Raw genomic sequence first — 23,350 nt, forward strand, 5'->3', positions numbered from 1 at the left:
AATTGCGAAGGGCAATTCGGGGCAATCCGACCTCTCCCCAAGGGGAGAGGAGTTTGGCCGCGCCGGTGCCTACCTCTTCTCCCCAGCGGGGAGAAGGTGGCCGCGAAGCGGCCGGATGAAGGGGACTTGCTTAATCCGGCCCGAAGCCCGGCGATGTCGGGCTGCCGTCGTCGAGCTTCGACAGCCACTCGACCAGCGTCGCGCGATAGCGCGTCAAGCCTTTGTAATTGGCGAGTTCTTCGGGCAGGTCGCGAATGACGCGATGCAGGCGCCGCGCCCATATCGGCTGCGTCACCAGCTCGTCCATCTTGATCAGGTAGCAGCGGATCGGGAACACGATGCCGTTCGAGCGCGGCAGCCGCCAGAAGCTTTGCAGCTCAACGCGCAGGTGGACCTTGTCGCCGACGTTTTCGGACGTCACCGTCGTCCGGTCCGGACCCCATTTATGATAATTTTCCGGACTGGTGTCGAGGCGCGGATTGATGGTCATCGTCCAGTTCAGCCGCCGCGCCGGCTTGCCCTGCTGGATGTTGGTGAGGAATTTTAGCGCCCGGGTGAAAATCCCCTTCTCATGCGCCAGCGGCACCGGCGCGTGCCATTCGAAGAAGTTCATGCCGATGTCGAAATCCAGCGACCAGTCGGCCTGGGTGGTGACCATGCCGGCATCCATCCACAGATTGCCGTCACGCTGGTCGAGGATGCAGAAATCGCCCTGGCTTTGCCGCGTGATGTATTCCATCGGTCCGTAGGGCAGCGTCGAGACATCGCCGAAGGTGAAGCTGTCGTCGATGCCGAGCGGCCGGTTGATCCAGCGCCATTTGTCGCCGTCGCGCGTCAGCGTGAAATGCTCGGGATAGCCCAGCGCCTGCTGTTCCATCAGAAGTTCGAGCAGGTCCCAGCCGGCCAGCGTCATGTGCGGCAGCGACTGGCAGCGCAGCGGGTCTTCCGCCAGCACCAGCGCGCGGTCCTGCATCTCGGAGACATAGTGCTCGTCGACGTCGATCAGGTTTTCGAGCGCGCTGCCCTTCGGTCCGACGACGTGCGGCTCGATGTTGACCGCATACATGTAGCTGTCCTCGTGGAACGGGAACGGGAACCGCCTGATGTGCTCCGGGCTGTTCCTGAAGGTGAAGTCGTTACGGAACGTTTCGTTACGAAAGGTGATGCCCAGGCTCGCCTCCTATCTTTCCAGAACCAGCGACCTGCCCTCGAAGCGCGAGACGCAAGGCATGATCTTCTTGCCGCAACGGTGCTCTTCCTCGCTCAGCCAGTGGTCGTTGTGGATGAAGTTGCCGTCATGCGCGATGACATTGGTCTCGCACTGACCGCAGACGCCGCCGCGGCAGAGATAGGGCGGATCGACGCCTGCCGCCTCGATCGCCTCGAGCAGGCTCTGCTGCTCGCCGACGCGGATGGTCTTGCCGCTGACCGCCAGCGTCACCTCGAACGGGGCACCGGGCTGCGGGGCGGCAAAATGCTCGAAATGCACGGTTTCCGCCGGCCAGCCCAGCGCAGCGGCGCGATCGCGCACCCAGCCGATCATGCCCGACGGGCCGCAGACGTAGAGATGCGTGCCGAGCGGCTGCGACGACAGCAGCCGGTCGAGCTCGATGCGCTCGTCGCGATCGTCGTGATAGAGCCTGACCCGGCGGTCGTAGCGCTCCCTGAGCACATCGGCATAGGTGCCGAGCGAGGCGGTGCGGCAGGTGTAATGCAGCTCGAAATTGCCGCCATCCGCCGCCAGCTGCGCGGTCTGCGCCATGAACGGCGTGATGCCGATGCCGCCGGCCAGCATCAAATGTTTCCTCGCGCGCAGGTCGAGCGAGAACAGATTGACCGGATAGCTGATCACCATCTCATGGCCGGGCTTGACAGTGCTGTGCATGAACAGCGAGCCGCCGCGGCCGGCGTCGTCGCGGCGCACCGAGATGGTGTACTCGCGCGTGTCGAGCGGCGAGCCCATCAGCGAATAGGGATTGAGCCTGGTCCGCTCGCCGTCGCGCATCTCCACCACAACATGGGCGCCGCCGGAGAATGTCGGCAAAAGCTGCCCGTCGCGCCGGCGGAAATGGAAGCGCGTCACCAGTTCGTTGACCGGGACGACATCGCTCACCACGATGTCAAGCTTGGTGGTGCCGGTGCTCATCGAAAGATCTCCTCCGCCGGAGGAATTTCGCTGCGGTCTTCCGCGTTGATGCAGACGCCCTGGAATGCGGCGAGGCGCCTGGAATAGTGATCGCGTACCAGAAGAAGCAGGCCACAATGCGAGCAGGTCGCCGGCTGCGTCGTCACGTTTTCGGTGATGCCCTTGCAATGGACGCATTGGACGCGGCGCGCCAGCGAGCCGCGATGCTCGGTCTGGATCGACGTGTGGTCGATGCCGGCTTCGAGCGCCGCCTGCATCGCCTGACCGATCAGCCCCTCGGTGCCGGCGAGATAGAGGCGCAGGCCCATATGCGCGTTGGCCAGCGTCTGCTTCAGCCGCGGCAGGGCGCTGGCGAAGGAAGGCCCCTGATAGAGCTGGGCCGGCTTCAGCGCTTCGAGCGCGGCGACATGCTGGCCCTCATTGCCGGGGATGAAAATAATATGGGCATCGGCAAAAAAACCGTCGGGCGCCTTGCGGGCCAAGTCCGTTATCGCTAGCGCGCCGTCTGCATCGGCCACGAAAAGATGGTGCTTGCCGGGCTGCGGCGACAGGGTTCCGTAGACCGGCCGGCTGATGATGCTTTTCGCTGCCATCCTCTCAGTATGCCTCAGCCTTTTGCCGTGCGCTTGGTCTTCTTCGGATCGTCGAATGGAAGCGGCTCGGCCGTTGCGCTGATGGCGCCGCTCTGGTTGCGGATCTCGAGCCGGGTGCCCTTGACGGCGCAGTCGACGTCGAGCCGGGCAATGCCCATCGATTTCTGGACCAGCGGCGAATACATGGCGCAGGTCACCACGCCGACCCTTTTGCCGTCGCGATAGACCGGTGCGCCCTCGTCGGCCGGCTCCTTGCCTTCGAGCAGCACGCCGAAGATCTTGAAGCGTTCCTTGCCCTTGAGGCGGTAGTGCTCCTCGGCGCCGCGAAACCCTGTCTTGCCGGGGCTGACGGTAAAATCGAGGCCGAGTTCCCACAGCGTGTCGCCGGGGCCTTCGTTCTCGAACGGATATTTCTGCGAATTGTCGTAGGGGTAGAACAGGAGGTAGCTCTCGACGCGCAGCATGTCGAGCGTGGTGAACCGGCACGGGATGATGCCGGCGCTCTTGCCCTCGTCGAGGATGGTGTCCCAGATCGTGCCGGCATCCTGGCCACGGCAGAAGATCTCGTAGCCGCGTTCGCCGGTGTAGCCGGTGCGCGAGATCATCACCGGAAAACCGAACAGCCGGGTCTGCATGTGATGGAAATAGGCGAGGTCGCGTATGCCAGGCACATGCTTGGCCAGGTAGTCGACTGATATCGGTCCCTGCAGCGAAAGGTCGTGCAGATTGTCGTCGAAGCGCAGCGAGACATCGCGGCCCATGGCGGCGCGCTGCAACTCCTCATGGCCGGTGCCCGAACCATGCACAACTATCCAGGCATTCGGACCGGTCCGGTAGAGGATGCAATCGTCGGTGAACTTGCCGGCCTCGTTGAGCATGCAGGCATAAGCCGACTTGCCGGGATATATTTTCTCGACGTCGCGCGTCGTGGCGAGGTCGATCAGGTGCGAGGCATGCGGCCCGGTGATGTGGACCTTTTTCAGGCCCGACACGTCCATCAGCCCGGCCTTGGTGCGGATGGCGATGTACTCCTCGTCGGCGTCCTTGTCGTAGGTCCAGGCGGTGCCCATCCCGCTCCAGTCTTCGAGCTTCGAACCGAGCGCACGATGGCGATCCGCCAAGGTCGAAAATCTCCAGGATGCGGTCATGGACTTGCTTCTCCTCACAAGATTGCCGGCGTTCGCCGCTCAAGGGCACTGAGGCCATGCGACGGTCCGCGCCATATTGACTCAAAACTCCAAAAGCGCGCAATACTAAGATGCAAAAAGTTTTACTGAGAGGCAAGGAACGCAACTGAACGGAGGGGACATGCAATGGAAGGGAATCTCAACGCTCTAACGACCATTTTCACGGAGTTCTATTACTGGGTGACCATCGTCATGATGTTCCTGATCCATGTCGGGTTCTGCATGTACGAGGTCGGCGTGTCGCGTAGGCGCAATCATCTGAAAACGCTGATGAAAAACGCGATGGCGATTCCGCTCGTCACGATCACCTTCTATTTTTTCGGCTGGTGGATCTATTTCGGCTTCCCCAACGGGCCGGGCATCGCCGGCGGACTTGTCACCGCACCATTTGCCGAACCATGGAATCCGCTGATGGGCACCCACCTCTCCGGTGTCAATCCGGGCGAGACGGGGGTCACCCCTACCGACGCCGCGCTGTGGCATCGCCTCAACGGCGTGTTCTGGGGCGCCTTTCTGCTGTTTTCCATCACGACGGCGTCGATCATCTCGGGCTCGATCATAGAGCGCGCGCGCTCAGGCGCGTTCTGGATCGTCGCGGTCCTGATCGGCTCGGTCCTGTGGATCCTCGACGCGTCCTGGGGCTGGCATCCGCAAGGCTGGATGGTGAAACTCTGGGGCTACCATGATGCGTATGCATCGGGGGTCGTGCACGCGATCGCCGGCGGAGCGGCGCTCGCTTTTCTCATCGTGCTCGGCCCGCGCATCGGCAAGTTCAGGCCCGACGGCACGGCGCGCGACATCCCGCCCCACAATGTCTGGCTGGTCACGATCGGCCTGTTCCTGATCTTCACCGGCTTCTGGGGCTTCTATGCCGCGTGCAACATTCCGCTGATCAGCCCGGCCACGATTGCTGGCCAGATCACCGGCGAGACCTGGACGGCGACCAATATCTATCTCGCGCCGACGACGCTCTCGGCGATCACCTTCAACTTCCTGATGTCGCTGTCGGGCGGCATGCTGGCCGGCTACATCGTCTCGAAAGGCGACCCGTTCTGGACGTTCTCGATGGGGCTTTGCGGCATTATCTCCGCCTCGGCCGGCAACGACCTTTATCACCCGATCCAGGCGATGCTGATCGGCGCGATCGTCCCGAGCATCTGCTACAAGCTGCACTATTTCGTCGAGCGTCGCTTCAAGATCGACGATGCGGTCGGCGCCGTTGCGGTGCACGGTTATGGCGGCTTCCTCGGCGTCGTGGTGGCGGGCTTCATGCTGTGGGGACAGCCGTCCTCGCCCTATGAGGGCTTCGCGCACATCAACCCGCTCGGCAATTTCGCTGGTGCGGTGCTGATGTTCGCGCTCGGCTTCGTCCCGACCTTCGTCGTCTGCAAGATCCTCAACAGCATGAACCTGCTGCGCGTACCGAAAAAGGTCGAACTCGAGGGCGTCGACTTTGCCCTCAACCATGCGTTCGAGGCGTCGGTCCGCGAACTGGGAACCGCCGAAAAGGCCATGATCAAATAGTCAACCGACAACTAGTCAACCGACAGGGAGAACCGCAATGTCGACCAATGGAATGGAAAGCTGGGCCGTGGACCTCAAGGACATCGGCGCGATCTACCCTTTCCAGGGTTCTGAAGTGGTGATGGTGATCGTCGGCCTCGTCTTCTGGATCGGGTGGCACGTCCTCCAGACGCGCCAGGAGAACGCTGAGATCGAGGCCGATTTGGCGGCGGATCGCAGCGGCGAGGAGACCAGAAAGGCGATCGATCGCCATTAGACCGGAATAAGGTCGTCTGGCGCCTCAAATTGCGCCGGACGACTTGTCCAAGATGAAAAAAACTTTCATACCAGTTGAATTCTTGATATGAAGCTGGTAGCACCGAAATCATACCTCACCGCGGGAGCCTGACATGTGCGGAATCGTCGGATTGTTTTTGAAGGACAAGGCGCTCGAGCCCCAGCTCGGCTCGATGCTTTCGCAGATGCTGATCTCGCTCAGCGATCGCGGTCCCGACAGTGCCGGCATCGCCATCTATGGCGCGCCATCAGGCAACGAGGCCAAGATCACCATCCAGTCGGCAAAGCCGGAGCAGGATTTCAGCAACCTTGACGCCGAACTCGCCAAGGCGATCGGAGCGCCAGTAAGCATCGCAGTGAAATCGACGCATGCGGTGGTCAGGACCGCGCCTGCCAAGATCGACGAAGTGCGCGAGGCGATCCAGGCGCTGCGCCCCGACATCCGCATCATGGGCGCTGGCGACGTGGTCGAAATCTACAAGGAAGTCGGCTTGCCCGAAACGGTGGTCGATCGCTTCGACGTGCGCAGCATGACCGGCACGCACGGCATCGGCCATACCCGCATGGCGACGGAATCGGCAGTGACGACGATGGGCGCGCATCCGTTCTCGACCGGCGCCGACCAATGCCTGGTGCATAATGGCTCGCTGTCCAATCACAACAATGTCCGCCGCGAGCTGATCCGCGAAGGCATGAAATTCGAGACCGAGAACGACACTGAAGTCGCGGCCGCCTATCTCTCCTCGCAGATGGCGCATGGCAAGAATCTCGGCGAGGCGCTGGAGGGCACCCTGAGCGACCTCGACGGCTTCTTCACCTTCGTCGTCGGCACCAAGAACGGCTTCGGCGTGGTGCGCGATCCGATCGCCTGCAAGCCTGCCGTCATGGCCGAGACCGAGCAATATGTCGCCTTCGGCTCGGAGTATCGTGCGCTCACCAAACTGCCCGGCATCGACAATGCGAGGGTCTGGGAACCCGAGCCTGCAACCGTCTATTTCTGGGAGCATTGAGTTCATGCCGGCAATCAACGTCTCCAAGGCACTCGACCAGAGCCATGCATCAGGGGTGTTCGACCTTGCCGAGATGCCGTTGCGCGAGCTTAACCAGGCGCTTCACGATTTGACTCCCGGTTCGAACCAGACCGCCTGGGAAGTGCTCAATCCGAAAGGCAGCCATTCGGTCGCCGTCGGCGTCGACCAGCCGGTCACCGTCGATGTCCGCGGCAGCGTCGGCTATTATTGCGGCGGCATGAACGACGGCAGCGCCATCACGGTGCATGGCTCGGCCGGACCCGGCGTCGGCGAAAACATGATGTCGGGCTCGATAACGGTCAAAGGCGATGCCAGCCAATATGCCGGTGCCACCGGCAGGGGCGGGCTGCTGGTCATCGAGGGCAACGCGTCATCGCGCTGCGGCATCTCGATGAAGGGCATCGACATAGTCGTCCACGGCAATATCGGCCATATGTCGGCCTTCATGGCGCAGTCCGGCAATCTGGTGGTGCTGGGCGATGCCGGCGATGCGCTCGGCGATTCCATCTACGAGGCGCGGCTGTTCGTGCGCGGCAAGGTCGGCAGCCTCGGCGCCGACTGCATCGCCAAGGAGATGCGGCCCGAGCATCTGGCATTGCTGCAGGACCTGCTCGACCGCGCCGGGGTGACCGGCGTCAAGGCGGCGGAGTTCACGCGTTACGGCTCGGCGCGCACCCTCTACAATTTCAACATCGACAACGCCGACGCGTATTGAGGCTCAATGACCTATCGCAACCCGCCGACGACGCCGCGCAAATCCGCGACCTTCGACGACTACACGCTTTCCGAGATCCGTCGCGCCGCTGCGACCGGCATCTATGATATCCGCGGCGCCGGCGCCAAGCGCAGGCTGCCGCATTTCGACGACCTGCTTGTCCTCGGCGCCTCGATCTCGCGCTATCCGCTCGAAGGCTATCGCGAGCGCTGCGACACCAGTGTCGTGCTGGGCTCGCGCCATGCGAAAAAGCCGATCGAGCTGAAAATCCCGATCACCATTGCCGGCATGAGTTTTGGCTCGCTGTCCGGCCCGGCCAAGGAAGCGCTCGGCCGCGGCGCGACGCTGTCCGGCACCTCGACGACGACCGGCGACGGCGGCATGACCGAGGAAGAGCGCGGCCATTCCAAGACGCTGGTCTACCAGTACCTGCCGTCGCGCTACGGCATGAACCCGCGCGACTTGCGCCGGGCGGATGCGATCGAGATCGTCGTCGGCCAGGGTGCCAAGCCCGGTGGCGGCGGCATGCTGCTTGGCCAGAAGATCTCCGACCGTGTCGCCGAAATGCGCACGCTGCCCAAGGGTATCGACCAGCGCTCAGCCTCACGCCATCCCGACTGGACCGGGCCCGACGATCTCGAAATCAAGATCCTGGAACTGCGTGAAATCACCGACTGGGAAAAGCCGATCTACGTCAAGGTCGGCGGCGCGCGGCCCTATTACGATACAGCCCTTGCGGTGAAATCAGGCGCCGATGTCGTCGTGATCGACGGCATGCAGGGCGGCACCGCCGCAACCCAGGAAGTGTTCATCGAGAATGTCGGCCAGCCGACGCTTGCCTGCATCCGGCCGGCGGTGCAGGCACTGCAGGATCTCGGCATGCATCGCAAGGTGCAGCTGATCATCTCCGGCGGCATCCGCAACGGCGCCGATGTCGCCAAGGCGCTGGCGCTCGGCGTCGACGCCGTGTCGATCGGCACCGCCGCACTTGTCGCGCTTGGCGACAACGATCCGCGCTGGGAAGCGGAGTACAACGAGCTCGGCACCACCGCCGGCGCCTATGACGACTGGCACGAGGGCCGCGATCCGGCCGGCATCACCACGCAGGACCCCGAGCTGATGAAACGGCTCGATCCGATAGCGGCCGGGCGACGGCTGGCCAATTATCTCAAGGTGATGACGCTGGAGGCGCAGACGATCGCCCGCGCCTGCGGCAAGAACAGCCTGCACAATCTCGAGCCCGAGGATCTCGTCGCGCTGACGATCGAAGCCGCCGCCATGGCCGGTGTGCCGCTGGCCGGCACCAACTGGATACCGGGGAAGAACGGCTTCTGATACCAAACTACCAAAAAAAACCAATAAGCGAGGAACTATAATGGGGAACGATCTCGCCGCCTTCGCCAAAGGGAATGGCGTCAAATATTTCATGATTTCCTACACCGACCTGTTCGGTGGACAGCGCGCCAAGCTGGTGCCGACGCAGGCCATCGCCGACATGCAGAAGGACGGCGCCGGCTTTGCCGGCTTTGCCACCTGGCTCGACCTGACGCCGGCGCATCCAGACATGCTGGCGGTGCCGGATCCGGATTCGGTCATCCAGCTGCCGTGGAAGCCGGAAGTCGCCTGGATTGCCGCCAATTGCATGATGGACGAAAAAACGGTCGCCCAGGCGCCGCGCAACACGCTGAAGCGGCTGATTGACGAGGCGGCGGGCGACGGCATGCATGTCAAGACCGGCGTCGAGGCCGAATTCTTCCTGATCTCGCCGGACGGCAAGACGATTTCCGACGAATACGACACGGCGTCAAAGCCCTGCTACGACCAGCAGGCGGTGATGCGGCGCTATGATGTCATCGCCGAGATCTGCGACCACATGCTGGCGCTCGGCTGGGGCGCCTACCAGAACGACCATGAGGACGCCAACGGCCAGTTCGAGATGAACTGGGCCTTCGACGATGCGCTGGCGACCGCCGACAAGCATTCCTTCTTCAAGTTCATGGTGAGGTCCATTGCAGAAAAGCACGGCCTGCGCGCCACCTTCATGCCAAAACCATTCCCCGGCCTGACCGGCAATGGCTGCCACGCCCATATCTCGGTGTGGGACAAGGACGGCAAGACCAATGTCTTTGCCGACAACGCCATGGAGCTCGGCCTGTCGGCGAAGGGCAGGAATTTTCTCGGCGGCATCATGAAGCATGCCTCGGCACTTGCCGCGATCACCAACCCGACCGTCAATTCCTACAAGCGCATCAATGCGCCGCGCACCATTTCGGGCGCCACCTGGGCGCCGAACTCGGTGACCTGGACCGGCAACAACCGCACCCATATGGTGCGCGTGCCCGGCCCCGGACGCTTCGAGCTGCGCCTGCCCGACGGCGCGGCAAACCCTTATCTGCTGCAGGCGGTCATCATCGCCGCCGGCCTCGACGGCATCCGCTCGAAGGCCGATCCCGGCAAGCGCTACGACATCGACATGTACCAGTTCGGGCATACGGTGGAGGGCGCGCCGAAGCTGCCGCTCAACCTGCTCGATGCATTGCGCGAGTTCGACAACGACAAATCGCTCAAGGCGGCGCTGGGTGAGGAATTCTCGTCGGCTTATCTAAAGCTGAAGCATCAGGAATGGAATTCCTATGCTTCCCACTTCACCCAGTGGGAGCGCGACCACACGCTGGATATCTAGAGCATCGGACCGAAAAGTGTGAAGCGGTTTTCGGACGATTCCGATGCGTCAAGAATGGTCCTGCGCGGCGCGAGCGACCTCGGAATAGAACCATGAAATACTCGATCTTCTCCCTCGCCCGTGCGGCATTTTCCGGTCACAAGAATTGGCAGCGCACCTGGCGCGACGCCAGCCCGAAGGACCGCTACGACGTGGTGATCATCGGCGGCGGCGGCCACGGCCTGGCGACGGCATGGTTCCTCGCCAGCGAATACGGCATCAGGAATGTCGCCGTGCTCGAAAAGGGCTGGATCGGCTCCGGCAATGCCGGCCGCAACACCACCATCATCCGCTCCAATTACGGGCTGCCCGGCAATACCGGCTTCTACGAGCTGTCGATGAAGCTATGGGAGCGGATGGAGCAGGACCTCAACTACAACACGATGGTCAGCCAGCGCGGCGTCATCAACCTTTACCATTCCGATGCGCAGCGCGACGCCTATGCGCGGCGCGGCAACACGATGCGCATCAACGGCATCGATGCCGAACTGCTCGATCTTGCCGCGGTCAAGAAGATGATGCCGTTCCTGAACTTCGACAATGCCCGCTTTCCCGTGCAAGGCGGCCTGCTGCAGCGGCGCGGCGGCACAGCACGCCACGACGCCGTGGTCTGGGGCTACGCCCATGCGGCGAGCGCGCTCGGCGTCGACATCATCCAGAACTGCGAGGTGACCGGCTTTGGGCGCGACGCCAACGGCAAGGTGACCGGCGTCGAGACATCGCGCGGCACAATCAGCGCCGGCAAGGTCGGCATGGCCGTCGCCGGCAGTTCGTCGCGCGTCGCGGCGATGGCTGGCCTGCGGCTGCCGATCGAGAGCCATGTGCTGCAGGCCTTCGTTTCCGAGGCGATCAAGCCGCTGATCCCCAATGTCATGACCTTCGGCGCCGGCCACTTCTATGTCAGCCAGTCGGACAAGGGCGGGCTGGTCTTCGGCGGCGATATAGACGGCTACAATTCCTATGCCCAGCGCGGCAACATGCCTGTGATGGAAGACGTCTGCGAGGGCGGCATGGCGCTGATGCCGATGATCGGTCGCGTGCGCCTGTTGCGCCAATGGGGCGGCATCATGGACATGTCGATGGACGGCTCGCCGATCATCGACAAGACGCCGGTGGACGGGCTCTATCTCAATGCCGGCTGGTGCTATGGCGGCTTCAAGGCGACGCCCGGCTCCGGCCTTGTCTTTGCCCATCTTCTGGCCCGCGACGAACTGCACAAGGAGGCGGCGCGCTTCCGCCTCGACCGGTTCCGGCGGGGCGCTGTCATCGATGAAAAGGGCGTCGGCGCCCAACCGAACCTGCACTGAGGACGGCCCGAAAAGCATGCGTATTGTCTGTCCCTTCTGCGGCGAACGCGAACTCGGCGAGTTCACCTGTCTCGGCGACGCCAAGCCGCTGCGGCCGGCAGCCGGTGGCTCGGAAGACGAAGTGTTCGACTATGTCTATCTGCGCGACAACATTGCCGGCGAGACGAGCGAACATTGGTACCATGGCGGCGGCTGCCGGGCCTGGCTGAAGATCACCCGCAACACGCTGACGCACAAGATCTCCTCGGTCGAGCCGGCGGCGGGCGTCGGGGCGAGGCAGGCAAAATGAGTATTCTTAGCCAACTCAGCGCCGCCCCTCATCCGCCTGCCGGCACCTTCTCCCCGTATGGTGACGGGGAGAAGGGAGATGGCCGCAACCTCGGCGCCCTTCCTGCTACGCTGGAGATTGGCGAAACCCTCAGTGAAGGCGTCCTTCTCCCCGTCACTATACGGGGAGAAGTGCCCGGCAGGGCGATGAGGGGCAGCGCGACGCTCGTGCATGGGGGCCGGGCATCGTGATTTCCAGCCAACCCAATCGTCTGCCATCCGGCGGTCTCATCGACCGCTCGTTGCCGCTGAACTTTCGCTTCGACGGCAAAACCTTTGCCGGCTTCCAGGGCGACACGCTGGCCTCGGCGCTGATCGCCAATGGCGTCAAGCTGGTCGGCCGCTCGTTCAAGTACCACCGGCCGCGCGGCATCCTGACCGCGGGCTCGGAAGAACCCAACGCACTGGTCGAGCTGCGCAACGGAGCCCGGCGTGAGCCCAACACCAAGGCGACCACCGCCGAACTTTATGACGGTCTGGAAGCCGCCAGCCAGAACCGCTGGCCGTCGCTGCGCCACGATCTGATGGCGGTCAACCAGCTGTTCTCACCGATGTTCGTCGCCGGCTTCTACTACAAGACCTTCATGTGGCCGGCAAAATTCTGGGAAGCAGTCTATGAGCCGGCGATCCGCCGCGCCGCTGGTCTCGGCCGCGCCGCGGGCGTTGCCGATCCTGATCATTACGACAAGATGTGGGCGCATTGCGACGTGCTGATCGCCGGTTCCGGCCCAGCCGGGCTGGCGGCAGCACTTGCCGCCGGCCGATCTCGTGCCCGCGTCATCCTGTGCGAGGAAGATTTTGCGCTTGGCGGCCGCCTGCTTGCCGACGGCGGCACGATCGACGGGGTGCCCGCAGCCGAATGGATTTCGCGCACGCTGGCCGAGCTCGCCTCGCTGCCCGATGTCCGCATCATGAACCGCACGACACTGTTCGGCGTCTATGACGGCGGGACTTATGGCGCCATCGAACGGGTCAACGATCATCTGCCCTCGCCGCCGGAGCATCAGGTGCGCCAGCGCCTGTGGCGGATCGTGGCAAAGCGCTCGATTGTTGCCGCCGGCGCCATCGAACGGCCGATCGTCTTTGCCGGCAACGACACGCCCGGCGTGATGATGGCTTCGGCAATGCGGAGCTATATCGCGCGCTATGCGGCAACCCCGGCGAAGCGGATTGCGCTGTTCACCAACAATGACGATGGCTGGCGCACGGTCGAGGCGGCACTCGGCGCCGGATTGCAGATCGCTGCCGTCGTCGATGCGCGTCCAGACGTATCGGCCGCGCATCGCGCGCTTGCCGCCAAAACCGGCTTTGCCATTTTGAACGGTTTCGTCAGCGGGGTGGACGGCGGCAAGGACGGTGTCAGGAAAATCTCGATATCTCTGGCAGGCGGCGCACGCGCCGAGGTCGAAGCCGACGGGCTTGCCGTTTCCGGCGGCTGGAACCCGGCGGTCGGGCTGACCTCATGCCATCGCGGCCGGCCGAAATGGCAGGACGATATATCGGCCTTCGTGCCGGACGGCGCGCCTCCCGGCATGGTGGCCGCCGGTGCCGCCAACGGCGCTTTTGGGCTCGGCGCCTGCCTGCGCCAGGGGTTTGCCGCCGGTGCGGCAGCGGCTAAGAACGCCGGGCACAGCGGCAGTGCCGGCACGCCGCCAGTCGCCGAAGACGAAGCGTTTTCGCTGACCCCGCTCTGGCATGTTGCCGGCAAAGGCAAAGCCTTTGTCGATTACCAGCATGACGTCACCGCTGCCGACATCGAGCTGGCGCAGCGCGAAGGCTTTGAATCGGTCGAGCACCTGAAACGCTATACGACGCTCGGCATGGCCACCGACCAGGGCAAGACCTCGAACGTCGCCGGCCTCGCCATCATGGCGGCGCTATCAGGCAAATCCATTCCCGAGACCGGCACGACGATCTACCGTCCGCCCTATGTGCCGGTCGCCATCGGCGCCTTTGCCGGCCATCATCGCGACGAAAACTTCCATGCTACAAGGCTGACGCCGTCGCATCACTGGGCAGTTGAACAGGGCGCGGTGTTCATCGACACCGGCCTGTGGAAGCGGGCGCAATGGTATCCGCGCGCCGGCGAGAAGGACTGGCTGGAAACGGTCACCCGCGAGGTCAACGCGGTACGCGGCGGCGTCGGTTTTTGCGACGTCTCGACGCTCGGCAAGATCGATGTGCACGGACCGGATGCCGGCGCCTTCCTCGACCGCGTCTACATCAACACCTTCTCCAATCTTGCCGTGGGAAAAGCCCGCTATGGGCTGATGCTGCGCGAGGACGGCCTGGTCTATGATGACGGCACCACGTCGCGGCTGGCCGAGGATCACTATCTCCTGACCACCACGACCGCCAAGGCCGGGCCGGTGATGCAGCATCTCGAATTCTGCCGGCAGGTGCTGTTTCCTCAATTCGACGTGCAACTGACGTCAGTCTCCGACCAGTGGGCGCAATTCTCGATCGCCGGGCCGAAGACCCGGGACCTGCTTCGCGAAATCGTCGATCCGGCCGAGGATTTGTCGAACGAGGGCTTTCCGTTCATGGGCGCGCGGCAAGTCGCGCTTCGCGGCGGCATCAGGGCGCGGCTGTTCCGCATTTCGTTCTCCGGCGAGATGGCGTTCGAGATCTCCGTTCCGGCCCGCTACGGCGACGCGCTGGTGCGCAACCTGATGATAGCCGGCAAACAATACGGCGTAACGCCCTACGGCACCGAGGCGCTCGGCGTCATGCGCATCGAAAAGGGCCATGTCGCCGGGCCCGAGCTGAACGGCACGACGACGGCGGTCGATCTCGGCTTGGGCAAGATGATGTCGACCAAGAAGGATTTTGTCGGCCGCGTCATGGCCGGACGCGAGGCGCTGGTCGCACCGGATCGGCAGGTCGTGGTCGGCATCAAGCCGACGGACAGAGCGCGCCGCCTGCGCTCCGGCGCGCATGTCATCCCGAAGGCCGAGATACCGGGTCCCGACAACGATCAGGGCTATGTCACCTCGGTCTGTTTCTCGCCGACGCTTGACCAGTGGATCGGGCTCGCGCTTGTCGAACGCGGCCGCGAGCGCATCGGCGAGATCGTCCGTGCGCATGACCCCCTGCGTAGTGAGGACTATGACGTCGAGTTGTGCAACCCCGTCTTCTACGATCCGGATGGAGGGCGCCAGCGTGGCTGAGTTTTCGTGGCTTTCTCGCAGTCCGCTGGAGCATGTCCTTGTCGTGGGCGCCCATGGCGCGCGCGACGTCGCGCCGGGCATTTCGTTCACCGAGATTCGCAATTTCGACCTGATCCAGGTGATGGCGCGGCGCGGCAAAGGGGCGGAACTGGCAAACGCCGCCAAGGCCCGTTTCGGCATGGCGGCTCCGGATCTGCCGAAGGCGGTCGGCACGGCGGATGCGACGCTGATCTGGTCGGGACCGGACCAGTTCTTCGTCCTGTCCAAAGCCGGCAAGCATTCGGCCGAGGCGCTTGGCTCCGCTTTCGCCGGCTCGGCCTCGCTGTCCGACCAATCGCATGCGCGGGCGCTGATCAGCCTATCCGGGGAAAAGGCGCGCGCGATGCTTGCGAAGCTGTCGTCGATCGACCTGCACCCGGCGGCGTTTCCGATCGACGCCGCTGCCGCCACATCGATCGACCACACCGGCGTCAATCTCTGGCGTGGCAATGACCGGCCGGACGGGCAGGCGGTGTTCAATCTTCTGGTGTTTGCAAGTTTCGCCGAAAGCCTGTGGCACACGATGCTCGACGCAGCCGCCGAGTATGGCGTCGACATCGGGTATTCAGGGGAGTTGGGGTAGCGGTTGCCTCTTCCCTTCTCCCCTTGTGGAAGAAGGTGGCCTCGCGAAGCGAGGTCGGATGAGGGGTGTTCCAGCTTGACACCGACAGCATTCCGTCCAACACCCCTCTTCCGTCTCGGCGCTACGCGCCGATCCACCTTCTCCCACAAGGGGAGAAGGGGGAGTCCCACCACCTTCGCCTTGCCAAACCGACAAGCACTGCTATTCTTGCTGATAAAATAATTTTACGTACAGGCAAACTTGTTTCTTGAGACCCGGGTCGAGATGAGCCAGTCGCCCTACCCCGCCGTCGCCGCCGGACCGCCACGACCGAGCCTGATCCTGCGGCCCGGCCAGATGGCGCTGCCGGCCGGCATGGAACGCTATTCCGTTCAAGGCAATGGGGCGGTGCTCATCGATGTCGAGGCCGGCGATACCGTCAGCGTACGCAACGTAGAAGGCGGGCAGGCCTGCGAGCTGCTGGCATGGGACAGCAGCGGCGTGCCTGATGCCGGCATTTTCGGCGAGAAATCGAACAGCAATGCCGCCGGCATCAAGGCGCTGCTGGCCGATGGCGACGACAGCCTCGCTTCGTTGCGCCGGGGGCTCGAGCGACGCCAGGTGCAGTTCGATCAGGCAAAGGCGGTTCGCATCTTCGGCGGCGCCACCCCTGCCGGCACCGAACAGGGTTTTGCCGTCGCTCGCGACGGCTCGATGCTGATCGCCGCCCCGGGCGGGCCGATGCCGGTCGACGGCCACGACACGGCGACGCCGCTCAACGTCATCGTTCGCCGCGCCACGATCCGTCCGGCGGCGAAGTCCAGGCTTGGCGACCCGCTGGCCGACCCGGTGCTCGATTTGCGCGTCCATTCGGCGACCGCGGAAGCCTACTTCGTCAAGGCGGGTGACTATCTGCAGATCATCGATGTCGACGGGCGCCAATGCACCGACTTCCAGTGCTTTTCGGCGCGCAAGCTCGACAAGGGGCGCGACCATCCGCTCGACGTGACGACGACCCGCACGCTGATGGGTTCGAGCTATCCGATGCCAGGCCTGCATTCGAAATATTACGACCAGGACATGGAGCCGCTGGTCGAGCTGGTGCAGGACACCTGCGGCCGGCACGATGCGTTCGCGCTCGCTTGCGCCGCCAAATATTACGACGACATCGGCTATCCCGGTCACCCCAACTGCTCGGAGAACTTCAACCACGCGCTCGCCGACAAGGGTGTAACTCCTCGCGCGGGCTGGATGGCGATCAATTTCTTCTTCAACACGGCGATCGACGCGCATGGCGTCATGGTGTCGGACGAGCCATGGTCGCGGCCGGGCGACTATGTGCTGCTGCGGGCACTTACCGACATCGTTTGCGTGTCGTCCGCCTGTCCCGACGACACGACGCCGGCCAATGGCTGGAACCTGACCGACATCCATGTGCGGACCTATTCCGGTAAGCATAAATTCTCGCGAGCGATCGCCAGACGCATGACGCCCGATTCGGAACCGAAAATGACCCGCGAGACATCATTTCATTCGAGCTTTGCCAAGCACACCCGCAACTTCGTCGAGTACAGGGGTTATTGGCTGGCCAATTCCTTCGCAAAAGAGGGCCCTATCGACGAATACTGGGCGTGCCGGCAGGCCGCCGTCATCATGGACCTTTCGCCGCTGCGCAAGTTCGAGGTCACCGGCCCGGATTCGGAAGCGCTACTGCAATACACGCTGACCCGTGACGTGAAAAAACTCGGCGTCGGCCAGGTCGTCTATTCCGCCATGTGCTACGAGCATGGCGGCATGATCGACGACGGCACGCTGCTCAGGCTCGGCAAGGACAATTTCCGCTGGGTCGGCGGCGACGATCTTTCCGGCGAATGGCTGCGCGACACCGCGACGCGCCTCGGCCTCAACGTGCTGGTGCGCTCGTCGACCGACCAAATGCACAATGTCGCCGTACAGGGACCGAAGAGCCGCGACATCCTGAAGGAGATCATCTGGACCTCGCCGCTGCAGCCGTCGATCGAGGAGCTCGAATGGTTCCGATTCGCCGTCGCCCGCATCGGCGGCGGCAACGGCATTCCAATCGTCGTCTCGCGCACCGGCTACACCGGCGAACTCGGCTACGAGATCTGGTGCCACCCGCGCGACGCCGAAAAGGTGTTCGACGCCATCTGGGCGGCCGGCCAGCCGCATGGCTTGAAGCCGATGGGGCTGCAGGCGCTCGACATGGTACGCATCGAGGCCGGGCTGATCTTTGCTGCTCACGAATTTTCCGACCAGACCGATCCGTTCGAGGCCGGCATCGGCTTCACCGTGCCGCTGAAGAGCAAGACCGACGATTTCATTGGCCGCGAGGCGTTGATCCGGCGCAAGGAAAACCCGCAGAGGAAACTGGTCGGCCTCGACATCGACGCCAATGTCGCGGTCGGGCATGGCGATTGCGTCCATGTCGGCCGCGCCCAGATCGGCGAGGTCACGTCCGCCATGCGCTCGCCGCTGCTCAACAAGACCATCGCGCTGGCCAGGCTTGACGTCACCCATGCTGCGATCGGCACCGCGGTCGAGATCGGCAAGCTCGACGGCCACAGCAAGCGGCTGCCGGCACGCGTCGTGACTTTTGCCCATTACGACCCGCAGAAGACCAGGCCGCGGTCCTGATCTTGCCTTCTCCCCTTGTGGGAGAAGGTGGATCGGCGCGTAGCGCCAAGACGGAAGAGGGGTGTTGGCCGGAGTGCCGTCCGTGCCAAGCTGGAACACCCCTCATCCGACCTCGCTTCGCGAGGCCACCTTCTCCCACAAGGGGAGAAGGGAGAGCCGCGTTTTCAATCGATCTTGATGAACACGCCCTTGGTGTTGAGATACTCGTCGAGGTGCTCGGCACCGCCCTCGCGGCCGTAGCCGCTCATCTTGTAGCCGCCGAAGGGCACGGCCGGATCGATGGCGTGATAGGTGTTCACCCAGACTGAGCCGGCGCGGATTTTTCGCGACAGCTGGTGGGCGGTGGCGACATTGCGGGTGAAGACCCCGGCGGCAAGACCGTAGGGCGTGTTGTTGGCACGCTCGACCGCCTCATCGAGCGTATCGAACGGCAGCGCCGAAATCACCGGCCCGAAGATCTCCTCGCGCGCGATCCTCATGTCGTCCGAGACATCGGCAAAGACGGTCGGCGCGACGAAATTGCCGGCGGCCAGCGCACCTTCCATGAGGCGTTGACCGCCGGTGACGAGGGTCGCGCCCTCCGCCGCGCCGGCCTCGAGATACGAGGCGACCCGTTGCAGCTGCTTTTCGGAGACGAGTGGGCCGATCTCGGTCGCCGGATCGATGCCGTCGCCGATCCTGAGACCCTTGGCATAGGTCGCCAGCCGCTCGACGAATTCATCATGGATGGAGCATTCGACGAACAGGCGCGAGCCGGCGATGCAGATCTGGCCGGAATTGGCGAACACCGACATCGCCGCCACCGGCACCGCCTTGTCGAGATCGGCGTCGGCGCAGACGATGACCGGCGACTTGCCGCCAAGCTCCAGCGAGACGCGCTTGAGGTTGCCGGCCGAGGCGCGGACGATCGACTGGCCGGTTGCCGTCGAGCCGGTGAAGACGATCTTGTCGACGCCCATATGCTCGGCAAGGGCGGCGCCTGCCTCGGCGCCGGTGCCGGTCACGATGTTGACGACGCCTGGCGGAACGCCGGCCTCGTTCATGATGTCGGCGATCAGAAGCGGCGTCAGCGGCGCCTCTTCCGACGGTTTCAGCACCACGGTGCAGCCGGTCGCCAGCGCCGGTCCGATCTTCCAGATCGAAGCGGCCGTCGGGGCGTTCCACGGGATGATGGCGCCGACGACGCCGACCGGCTCCTTGCCCGTAAAGGAGACGATTTCGCCCGGCAGCGAGTTCTCGATCGTCTCGCCGTGCAGGGAGGTCGCCATGCCGGCATAATAGCGCAGCATGCCGATAACACGATTGCGGTTGGCCAGGGTGCGCACGATCGGCATGCCCATGTCGGTGGTGTCCGAGCGGCTGATCTCCTCCCAGTGCTTTTCGAAGAGATCGGCGATCCTGAGCAGCAGCACCTGCCGCTCATAGGGTTTGTACCGGCTCCACGGCCCGTCGAAGGCCCTGCGCGCTGCGGCCACCGCCAGCTCAACATCCTGGCGGTCGCCGCGCGGCACCGTGGCAATGACCGCGCCGGTGGCCGGATTGCGGGTCTCCATGATCCTGCCAGAGCGGGCGTCGACCCAGGCGCCATCGACGAACATTTTGCGGTGGCGTCCGTCGATCGGCCGGCGCAGCGCCACCGGTGCCTGAGCTATGGTCATGACGTCCTCCTCCGGCGCGCGGTAGCCTCACTTGAGATTAATTATCGATCTCGGCGCCGCCCCTCATCGCCCTGCCGGGCCCTTCTCCCCGTATAGTGACGGGGAGAAGGGGCTGGCCGCACGCTCGGCGCTTTTTTGCAGCGCTGGAGATTGGCGAAATCCTTTGCGCAGGCGTCCTTCTCCCCGTCACTATACGGGGAGAAGATGGCGGCAGCCAGATGAGGGGCGGCGCCAACCTGCGCGATTGCCTCGACCGCTATTCGGCCGCCAGGGGCAGTTGCGGCTGGTCATCGTTTTCCGCCAGTTTCGGCTCGGCGGCCGGCGCCGCGTCCTCGACCTTCTTGCGCTCCCGGCCGAAGAACAAGGCATAGCCTGCCGGAAGGACGAGGATGGTCAGCACCGTGGCAACGAGGATGCCGCCCATCATGGCATAGGCGAGCGGCCCCCAGAAGACGCCGCGCGAGATCGGGATCAGCGCCAAGACCGCCGTCAGCGCCGTCAGCATGATCGGCCGGAAACGGCGGACTGCCGAGCCGATGATGGCCTCCGAGCGTTCCATGCCGGCTGCGATGTCCTGGTCGATCTGGTCGACCAGGATGATCGAGTTGCGCATGATGATGCCAAGCAGCGCGATGACGCCGAGAATGGCGACGAAGCCGAACGGCGCGCCACTGATCAAAAGTGCCGCCGCAGCACCGATGATGCCGAGCGGACCAGTCGCCAGCACCAGCATCGCCTTGCCGAAATGCTGCAGCTGGATCATCAGCAGCACGACGATGACGGCCAGCATGATTGGAGCTTTCGCAGCAATCGAGGCCTGGCTTTCGGCCGAATCCTCGGCGCCGCCCTGGATCTCGATGTTGTAGCCAGGCGCCAGACCGTCCCGCAGGCCCTGCATCTCGCTGTACATCTTCATGACGACATCGTTCGACTGCACGCCGTCCGGCAGCGTGGCGCGCACGCTGATGGTCGGCAGACGGTCGCGGCGCCATTCGACACCTTGCTCCAGCACCGGGACGACCTTGGCGACCTGCGACAGCGGCACGAAGCCACCGAAATCCGTCGGGACAGAGATCGAGTCGACCGCCGACAGCAGGTGGCGGCTTGCCTTCGGCTCGCGAGCGACGATCGAAACCGTCTCCTCGCCATCACGGAAATCATCGAGCGGCGCTCCCGACATGGTCGCCTGCAGCATCTGGCGGATGCGCTGCGAGGTGACGCCGAGCGCACGGGCGCGATCCTGGTCGATCACCAGCTTCATCTCCGGCACCGGCTCGAGCCAGTCGTCGTGGACGGCGCCGAGCAGCGGATTTGCCTGGAACTTCGCCTTCACCTCGTCGGCGATGCGGCGCACCTCCTGGCGATCCGGGCCCATGACGCGCATCTGCACCGGCCAGCCGGTGGGCGGCCCGAGGAACAGGCGGTCGACCTTGGCACGGACCGACGGGAAATCCTCGGCCAGAATGGTGCGCAGCTTGACGATCAGCCGTTCGCGGGCCGGTTCGTCATTGGCCATCACCAGAAGCTGGGCAAAATTCGGATTGCGGAGCTGCTGGTCGAGCGGCAGGAAGAAACGCGGAGCGCCCTCGCCGATATAGGTGGCGATGAAGCGCTTGTCCTTGTCGTCCATCATCCTGGTTTCGAGCGCCTTGGCCTGCGTCTCGACTTCCTTGATGCTGGTGCCTTCCGGCAGCCAGAGGTCGACAAGGATTTCCGGACGCGACGACTGCGGGAAGAAATTCTGCGGGATGAACTGGAACGCCCACAGGCTGGTGACGAAGGTCACCAGCGTCATGACCAGCACGATGATGCGGTGGCGCACGGACCAGCTGACGGTGGCGCGAAGCCGGCGATAAAAGCGCGTGCCGAAGACATCATGATGGCTGCCGGCGTGTTTTCGCTGCTTGAGGATCATATGACCAAGCCACGGCGTGAAATAGACCGCCACGAACCAGGAGACGACCAGCGCGATGCCGACGACGTAGAACAGCGTGCGCACATATTCGCCGGCCGTCGAAGCCGCGAAGCCGACCGGGATGAAGCCGGCGGTGGTGATCAGCGTGCCGGTCAGCATCGGGAAGGCCGTCGAGGTGTAAGCGAAGCTCGCCGCCTCGATCTTGACCATTCCTTCCTCGAGCTTGCGTTCCATCATTTCGACGACGATCATCGCGTCGTCGACAAGCAGGCCGAGCGCGATAATCAGCGCGCCAAGCGAAATGCGCTGCAGATCGATGCCGATCTCGTACATGATGGCGAAGGTGGCGGCCAGAACGAGCGGAATGGTGATTGCGATCACCAGACCCGAACGCCAGCCGATCGTCAGGAACGAAACGACAAGCACGATCAGCAGCGCCTCGCCGAGCGCCGTCATGAACTCGCTTACCGCGTCCCGCACGACTTCCGGCTGGTCGGCGATCTGATCGACTGAAACGCCGTAAGGCAAGGCCTCTTCGAAGCGGTGATAGGTCGCCTCGACCTCCTTGCCGACATCGGTGACGTTGAAGCCCTTGGCCATGACGACGCCGACCTGGACGCTGTCCTGGCCGTTGAAGCGGTATTTGCGCTGATAGGGATCCTCGAGACCTGTGGTCACGGTTGCGATGTCGCCGAGGCGCGTCACCTGATTGCCGGCGCGCAGGCGAAGTTCGCGGATGTCGGCCGCCTCCGTCACGCTGCCTTCGACCGAGATGCGCACAGAGCGCTGGCCGGTGTCGACCGAGCCTGCCGGATCGACATTGTTCTGGCCCTTGATCGCGTTCTGCAGATCGGTGAGTGTCAGGCCGCGCTCGGCAAGCACCTTGGACGAAACGTCGATATAGAGTTTTTCCGGCTGGTCGCCGATGATCACGGCCTTCTCGACGCCGGGCGTGGTCAGCAGCATGTCACGCGCCTGGATGGCCAATTTCTTCAGCTCGGGATAGCTGTAGCCATCGCCGCTGATCGAATGCAGGGTGATGAAAGTGTCGCCGAATTCGTCGTTGAAGTAAGGCCCAAGCAGCCCCTGGGGCAGCTCATTGGCGATATCGCCCACCTTCTTGCGGACCTGGTAAAAGGCATCCGCGACCTGGGTCGGATTGGTGTCGCCTTCCACCTGCAAGGTGATGATGGCGCTGCCGGCGCGCGTATAGGAACGGACGAAATCGAGATGCGGCGTTTCCTGCAGCTTGCGCTCTATCTTGTTGACGACCTGGTCCTCCATCTCCTGGATCGAGGCACCGGGCCAGACCGCCTGGACGACCATGACGCGGAAGGTGAAATCCGGATCTTCCTTCTGGCCCATGCGCATCAGGCCGAGCGCACCGGCAACGATGATCAGGCCGAACAGGAACCGCGCAATGCTCGGGTGCCCGATCGCCCAGCGCGAAAGATTGAAGGGCCGTTTTTTATTGGTGTCGGTGGTGTCGGTGGTCATAGCGCCAGTCCATCTGTCTGATCGTC

Annotated in this window: 17 protein-coding genes; 11 read left to right on the top strand and 6 right to left on the bottom strand. The window is 63.8% G+C overall.

Annotation, left to right across the window (positions count from 1 at the left end; translation table 11 throughout):
• Positions 1-130 precede the first annotated feature (130 nt).
• The 4 genes from AC0L2R_RS11130 to AC0L2R_RS11145 are packed head-to-tail and all read right to left on the bottom strand — an operon-like array spanning position 131 to position 3,887.
• Positions 131-1,171 carry a heme-dependent oxidative N-demethylase family protein gene (locus tag AC0L2R_RS11130; protein WP_473508968.1) on the bottom strand — a complete coding sequence of 347 codons (1,041 nt, stop codon included), beginning with the start codon at positions 1,169-1,171 and terminating at the stop codon, positions 131-133.
• Between the two features lie 9 nt (positions 1,172-1,180).
• On the bottom strand, positions 1,181-2,146 hold the full coding sequence (locus tag AC0L2R_RS11135; protein WP_473508838.1) for a PDR/VanB family oxidoreductase: 966 nt from the start codon (positions 2,144-2,146) through the stop codon (positions 1,181-1,183).
• Positions 2,143-2,739, bottom strand: coding sequence for a dimethylamine monooxygenase subunit DmmA family protein (locus AC0L2R_RS11140; RefSeq protein ID WP_473508839.1), 597 nt, complete (start codon positions 2,737-2,739; stop codon positions 2,143-2,145). Before AC0L2R_RS11140 ends, AC0L2R_RS11135 begins: the two co-directional genes overlap by 4 nt.
• 14 nt (positions 2,740-2,753) lie before the next feature.
• On the bottom strand, positions 2,754-3,887 hold the full coding sequence (locus AC0L2R_RS11145; RefSeq protein ID WP_473508840.1) for an aminomethyl transferase family protein: 1,134 nt from the start codon (positions 3,885-3,887) through the stop codon (positions 2,754-2,756).
• A gap of 165 nt (positions 3,888-4,052) precedes the next feature.
• On the opposite strand from AC0L2R_RS11145, the gene AC0L2R_RS11150 reads away from it, so the two are divergent.
• The 11 genes from AC0L2R_RS11150 to AC0L2R_RS11200 all read left to right on the top strand — a co-directional run bounded on the left by AC0L2R_RS11150 (position 4,053) and on the right by AC0L2R_RS11200 (position 18,254).
• The gene (locus tag AC0L2R_RS11150; RefSeq protein WP_023799478.1) at positions 4,053-5,450 is read left to right on the top strand and encodes an ammonium transporter; all 1,398 of its coding nucleotides are present in this window, start codon (positions 4,053-4,055) and stop codon (positions 5,448-5,450) included.
• A gap of 37 nt (positions 5,451-5,487) precedes the next feature.
• Positions 5,488-5,706: a hypothetical protein gene (locus AC0L2R_RS11155; RefSeq protein WP_473508841.1), complete on the top strand. Its 219-nt coding sequence runs from the start codon at positions 5,488-5,490 to the stop codon at positions 5,704-5,706.
• Between the two features lie 133 nt (positions 5,707-5,839).
• Positions 5,840-6,736 (top strand): class II glutamine amidotransferase, encoded by an 897-nt coding sequence (locus AC0L2R_RS11160; RefSeq protein ID WP_473508842.1) that lies wholly within the window; start codon positions 5,840-5,842, stop codon positions 6,734-6,736.
• Between the two features lie 4 nt (positions 6,737-6,740).
• Positions 6,741-7,472 (top strand): protein GlxC, encoded by a 732-nt coding sequence (locus AC0L2R_RS11165; protein WP_473508844.1) that lies wholly within the window; start codon positions 6,741-6,743, stop codon positions 7,470-7,472.
• Between the two features lie 6 nt (positions 7,473-7,478).
• Positions 7,479-8,807: an FMN-binding glutamate synthase family protein gene (locus AC0L2R_RS11170; RefSeq protein ID WP_128171957.1), complete on the top strand. Its 1,329-nt coding sequence runs from the start codon at positions 7,479-7,481 to the stop codon at positions 8,805-8,807.
• Positions 8,808-8,847: 40 nt separating this feature from the next.
• Positions 8,848-10,155 carry a type III glutamate--ammonia ligase gene (gene glnT / locus AC0L2R_RS11175; RefSeq protein ID WP_473508846.1) on the top strand — a complete coding sequence of 436 codons (1,308 nt, stop codon included), beginning with the start codon at positions 8,848-8,850 and terminating at the stop codon, positions 10,153-10,155.
• Between the two features lie 92 nt (positions 10,156-10,247).
• Positions 10,248-11,501, top strand: coding sequence for a sarcosine oxidase subunit beta family protein (locus AC0L2R_RS11180; protein WP_473508847.1), 1,254 nt, complete (start codon positions 10,248-10,250; stop codon positions 11,499-11,501).
• Between the two features lie 16 nt (positions 11,502-11,517).
• Positions 11,518-11,790 carry a sarcosine oxidase subunit delta gene (locus AC0L2R_RS11185; protein WP_473508848.1) on the top strand — a complete coding sequence of 91 codons (273 nt, stop codon included), beginning with the start codon at positions 11,518-11,520 and terminating at the stop codon, positions 11,788-11,790.
• Between the two features lie 229 nt (positions 11,791-12,019).
• Positions 12,020-14,998 carry a sarcosine oxidase subunit alpha gene (locus AC0L2R_RS11190; protein ID WP_473508970.1) on the top strand — a complete coding sequence of 993 codons (2,979 nt, stop codon included), beginning with the start codon at positions 12,020-12,022 and terminating at the stop codon, positions 14,996-14,998.
• Entirely contained in the window at positions 14,991-15,620 is a 630-nt protein-coding gene (locus AC0L2R_RS11195) for a sarcosine oxidase subunit gamma (RefSeq protein ID WP_473508850.1), read from the top strand. Before AC0L2R_RS11190 ends, AC0L2R_RS11195 begins: the two co-directional genes overlap by 8 nt.
• A 264-nt stretch (positions 15,621-15,884) precedes the next feature.
• Positions 15,885-18,254, top strand: coding sequence for a DUF1989 domain-containing protein (locus AC0L2R_RS11200; RefSeq protein ID WP_473508852.1), 2,370 nt, complete (start codon positions 15,885-15,887; stop codon positions 18,252-18,254).
• Between the two features lie 164 nt (positions 18,255-18,418).
• Here AC0L2R_RS11200 and AC0L2R_RS11205 read toward each other — a convergent pair whose 3' ends face one another.
• A complete protein-coding gene (locus tag AC0L2R_RS11205) occupies positions 18,419-19,912 on the bottom strand; it encodes an aldehyde dehydrogenase family protein (protein WP_473508853.1) in 1,494 nt (497 codons plus the stop codon).
• A 256-nt stretch (positions 19,913-20,168) separates the two neighbouring features.
• Positions 20,169-23,324, bottom strand: a complete 3,156-nt coding sequence (locus AC0L2R_RS11210; protein ID WP_473508855.1) for an efflux RND transporter permease subunit — start codon at positions 23,322-23,324, stop codon at positions 20,169-20,171.
• Positions 23,325-23,350: the final 26 nt, after the last annotated feature.

This window comes from Mesorhizobium sp. WSM4820 (genome assembly GCF_055811075.1).

What these genes read in the sequence shown, in the direction of transcription:
- AC0L2R_RS11170 (WP_128171957.1), top strand. Translation starts at nt 7,479, where the DNA reads ATGACCTATCGCAACCCGCCGACGACGCCGCGCAAATCCGCGACCTTC.
- AC0L2R_RS11205 (WP_473508853.1), bottom strand. Translation starts at nt 19,912, where the DNA reads ATGACCATAGCTCAGGCACCGGTGGCGCTGCGCCGGCCGATCGACGGA.
- AC0L2R_RS11180 (WP_473508847.1), top strand. Translation starts at nt 10,248, where the DNA reads ATGAAATACTCGATCTTCTCCCTCGCCCGTGCGGCATTTTCCGGTCAC.
- AC0L2R_RS11200 (WP_473508852.1), top strand. Translation starts at nt 15,885, where the DNA reads ATGAGCCAGTCGCCCTACCCCGCCGTCGCCGCCGGACCGCCACGACCG.
- AC0L2R_RS11145 (WP_473508840.1), bottom strand. Translation starts at nt 3,887, where the DNA reads ATGACCGCATCCTGGAGATTTTCGACCTTGGCGGATCGCCATCGTGCG.
- AC0L2R_RS11135 (WP_473508838.1), bottom strand. Translation starts at nt 2,146, where the DNA reads ATGAGCACCGGCACCACCAAGCTTGACATCGTGGTGAGCGATGTCGTC.
- AC0L2R_RS11155 (WP_473508841.1), top strand. Translation starts at nt 5,488, where the DNA reads ATGTCGACCAATGGAATGGAAAGCTGGGCCGTGGACCTCAAGGACATC.
- AC0L2R_RS11140 (WP_473508839.1), bottom strand. Translation starts at nt 2,739, where the DNA reads ATGGCAGCGAAAAGCATCATCAGCCGGCCGGTCTACGGAACCCTGTCG.
- AC0L2R_RS11210 (WP_473508855.1), bottom strand. Translation starts at nt 23,324, where the DNA reads ATGACCACCGACACCACCGACACCAATAAAAAACGGCCCTTCAATCTT.
- AC0L2R_RS11185 (WP_473508848.1), top strand. Translation starts at nt 11,518, where the DNA reads ATGCGTATTGTCTGTCCCTTCTGCGGCGAACGCGAACTCGGCGAGTTC.
- AC0L2R_RS11160 (WP_473508842.1), top strand. Translation starts at nt 5,840, where the DNA reads ATGTGCGGAATCGTCGGATTGTTTTTGAAGGACAAGGCGCTCGAGCCC.
- AC0L2R_RS11150 (WP_023799478.1), top strand. Translation starts at nt 4,053, where the DNA reads ATGGAAGGGAATCTCAACGCTCTAACGACCATTTTCACGGAGTTCTAT.
- AC0L2R_RS11165 (WP_473508844.1), top strand. Translation starts at nt 6,741, where the DNA reads ATGCCGGCAATCAACGTCTCCAAGGCACTCGACCAGAGCCATGCATCA.
- glnT (WP_473508846.1), top strand. Translation starts at nt 8,848, where the DNA reads ATGGGGAACGATCTCGCCGCCTTCGCCAAAGGGAATGGCGTCAAATAT.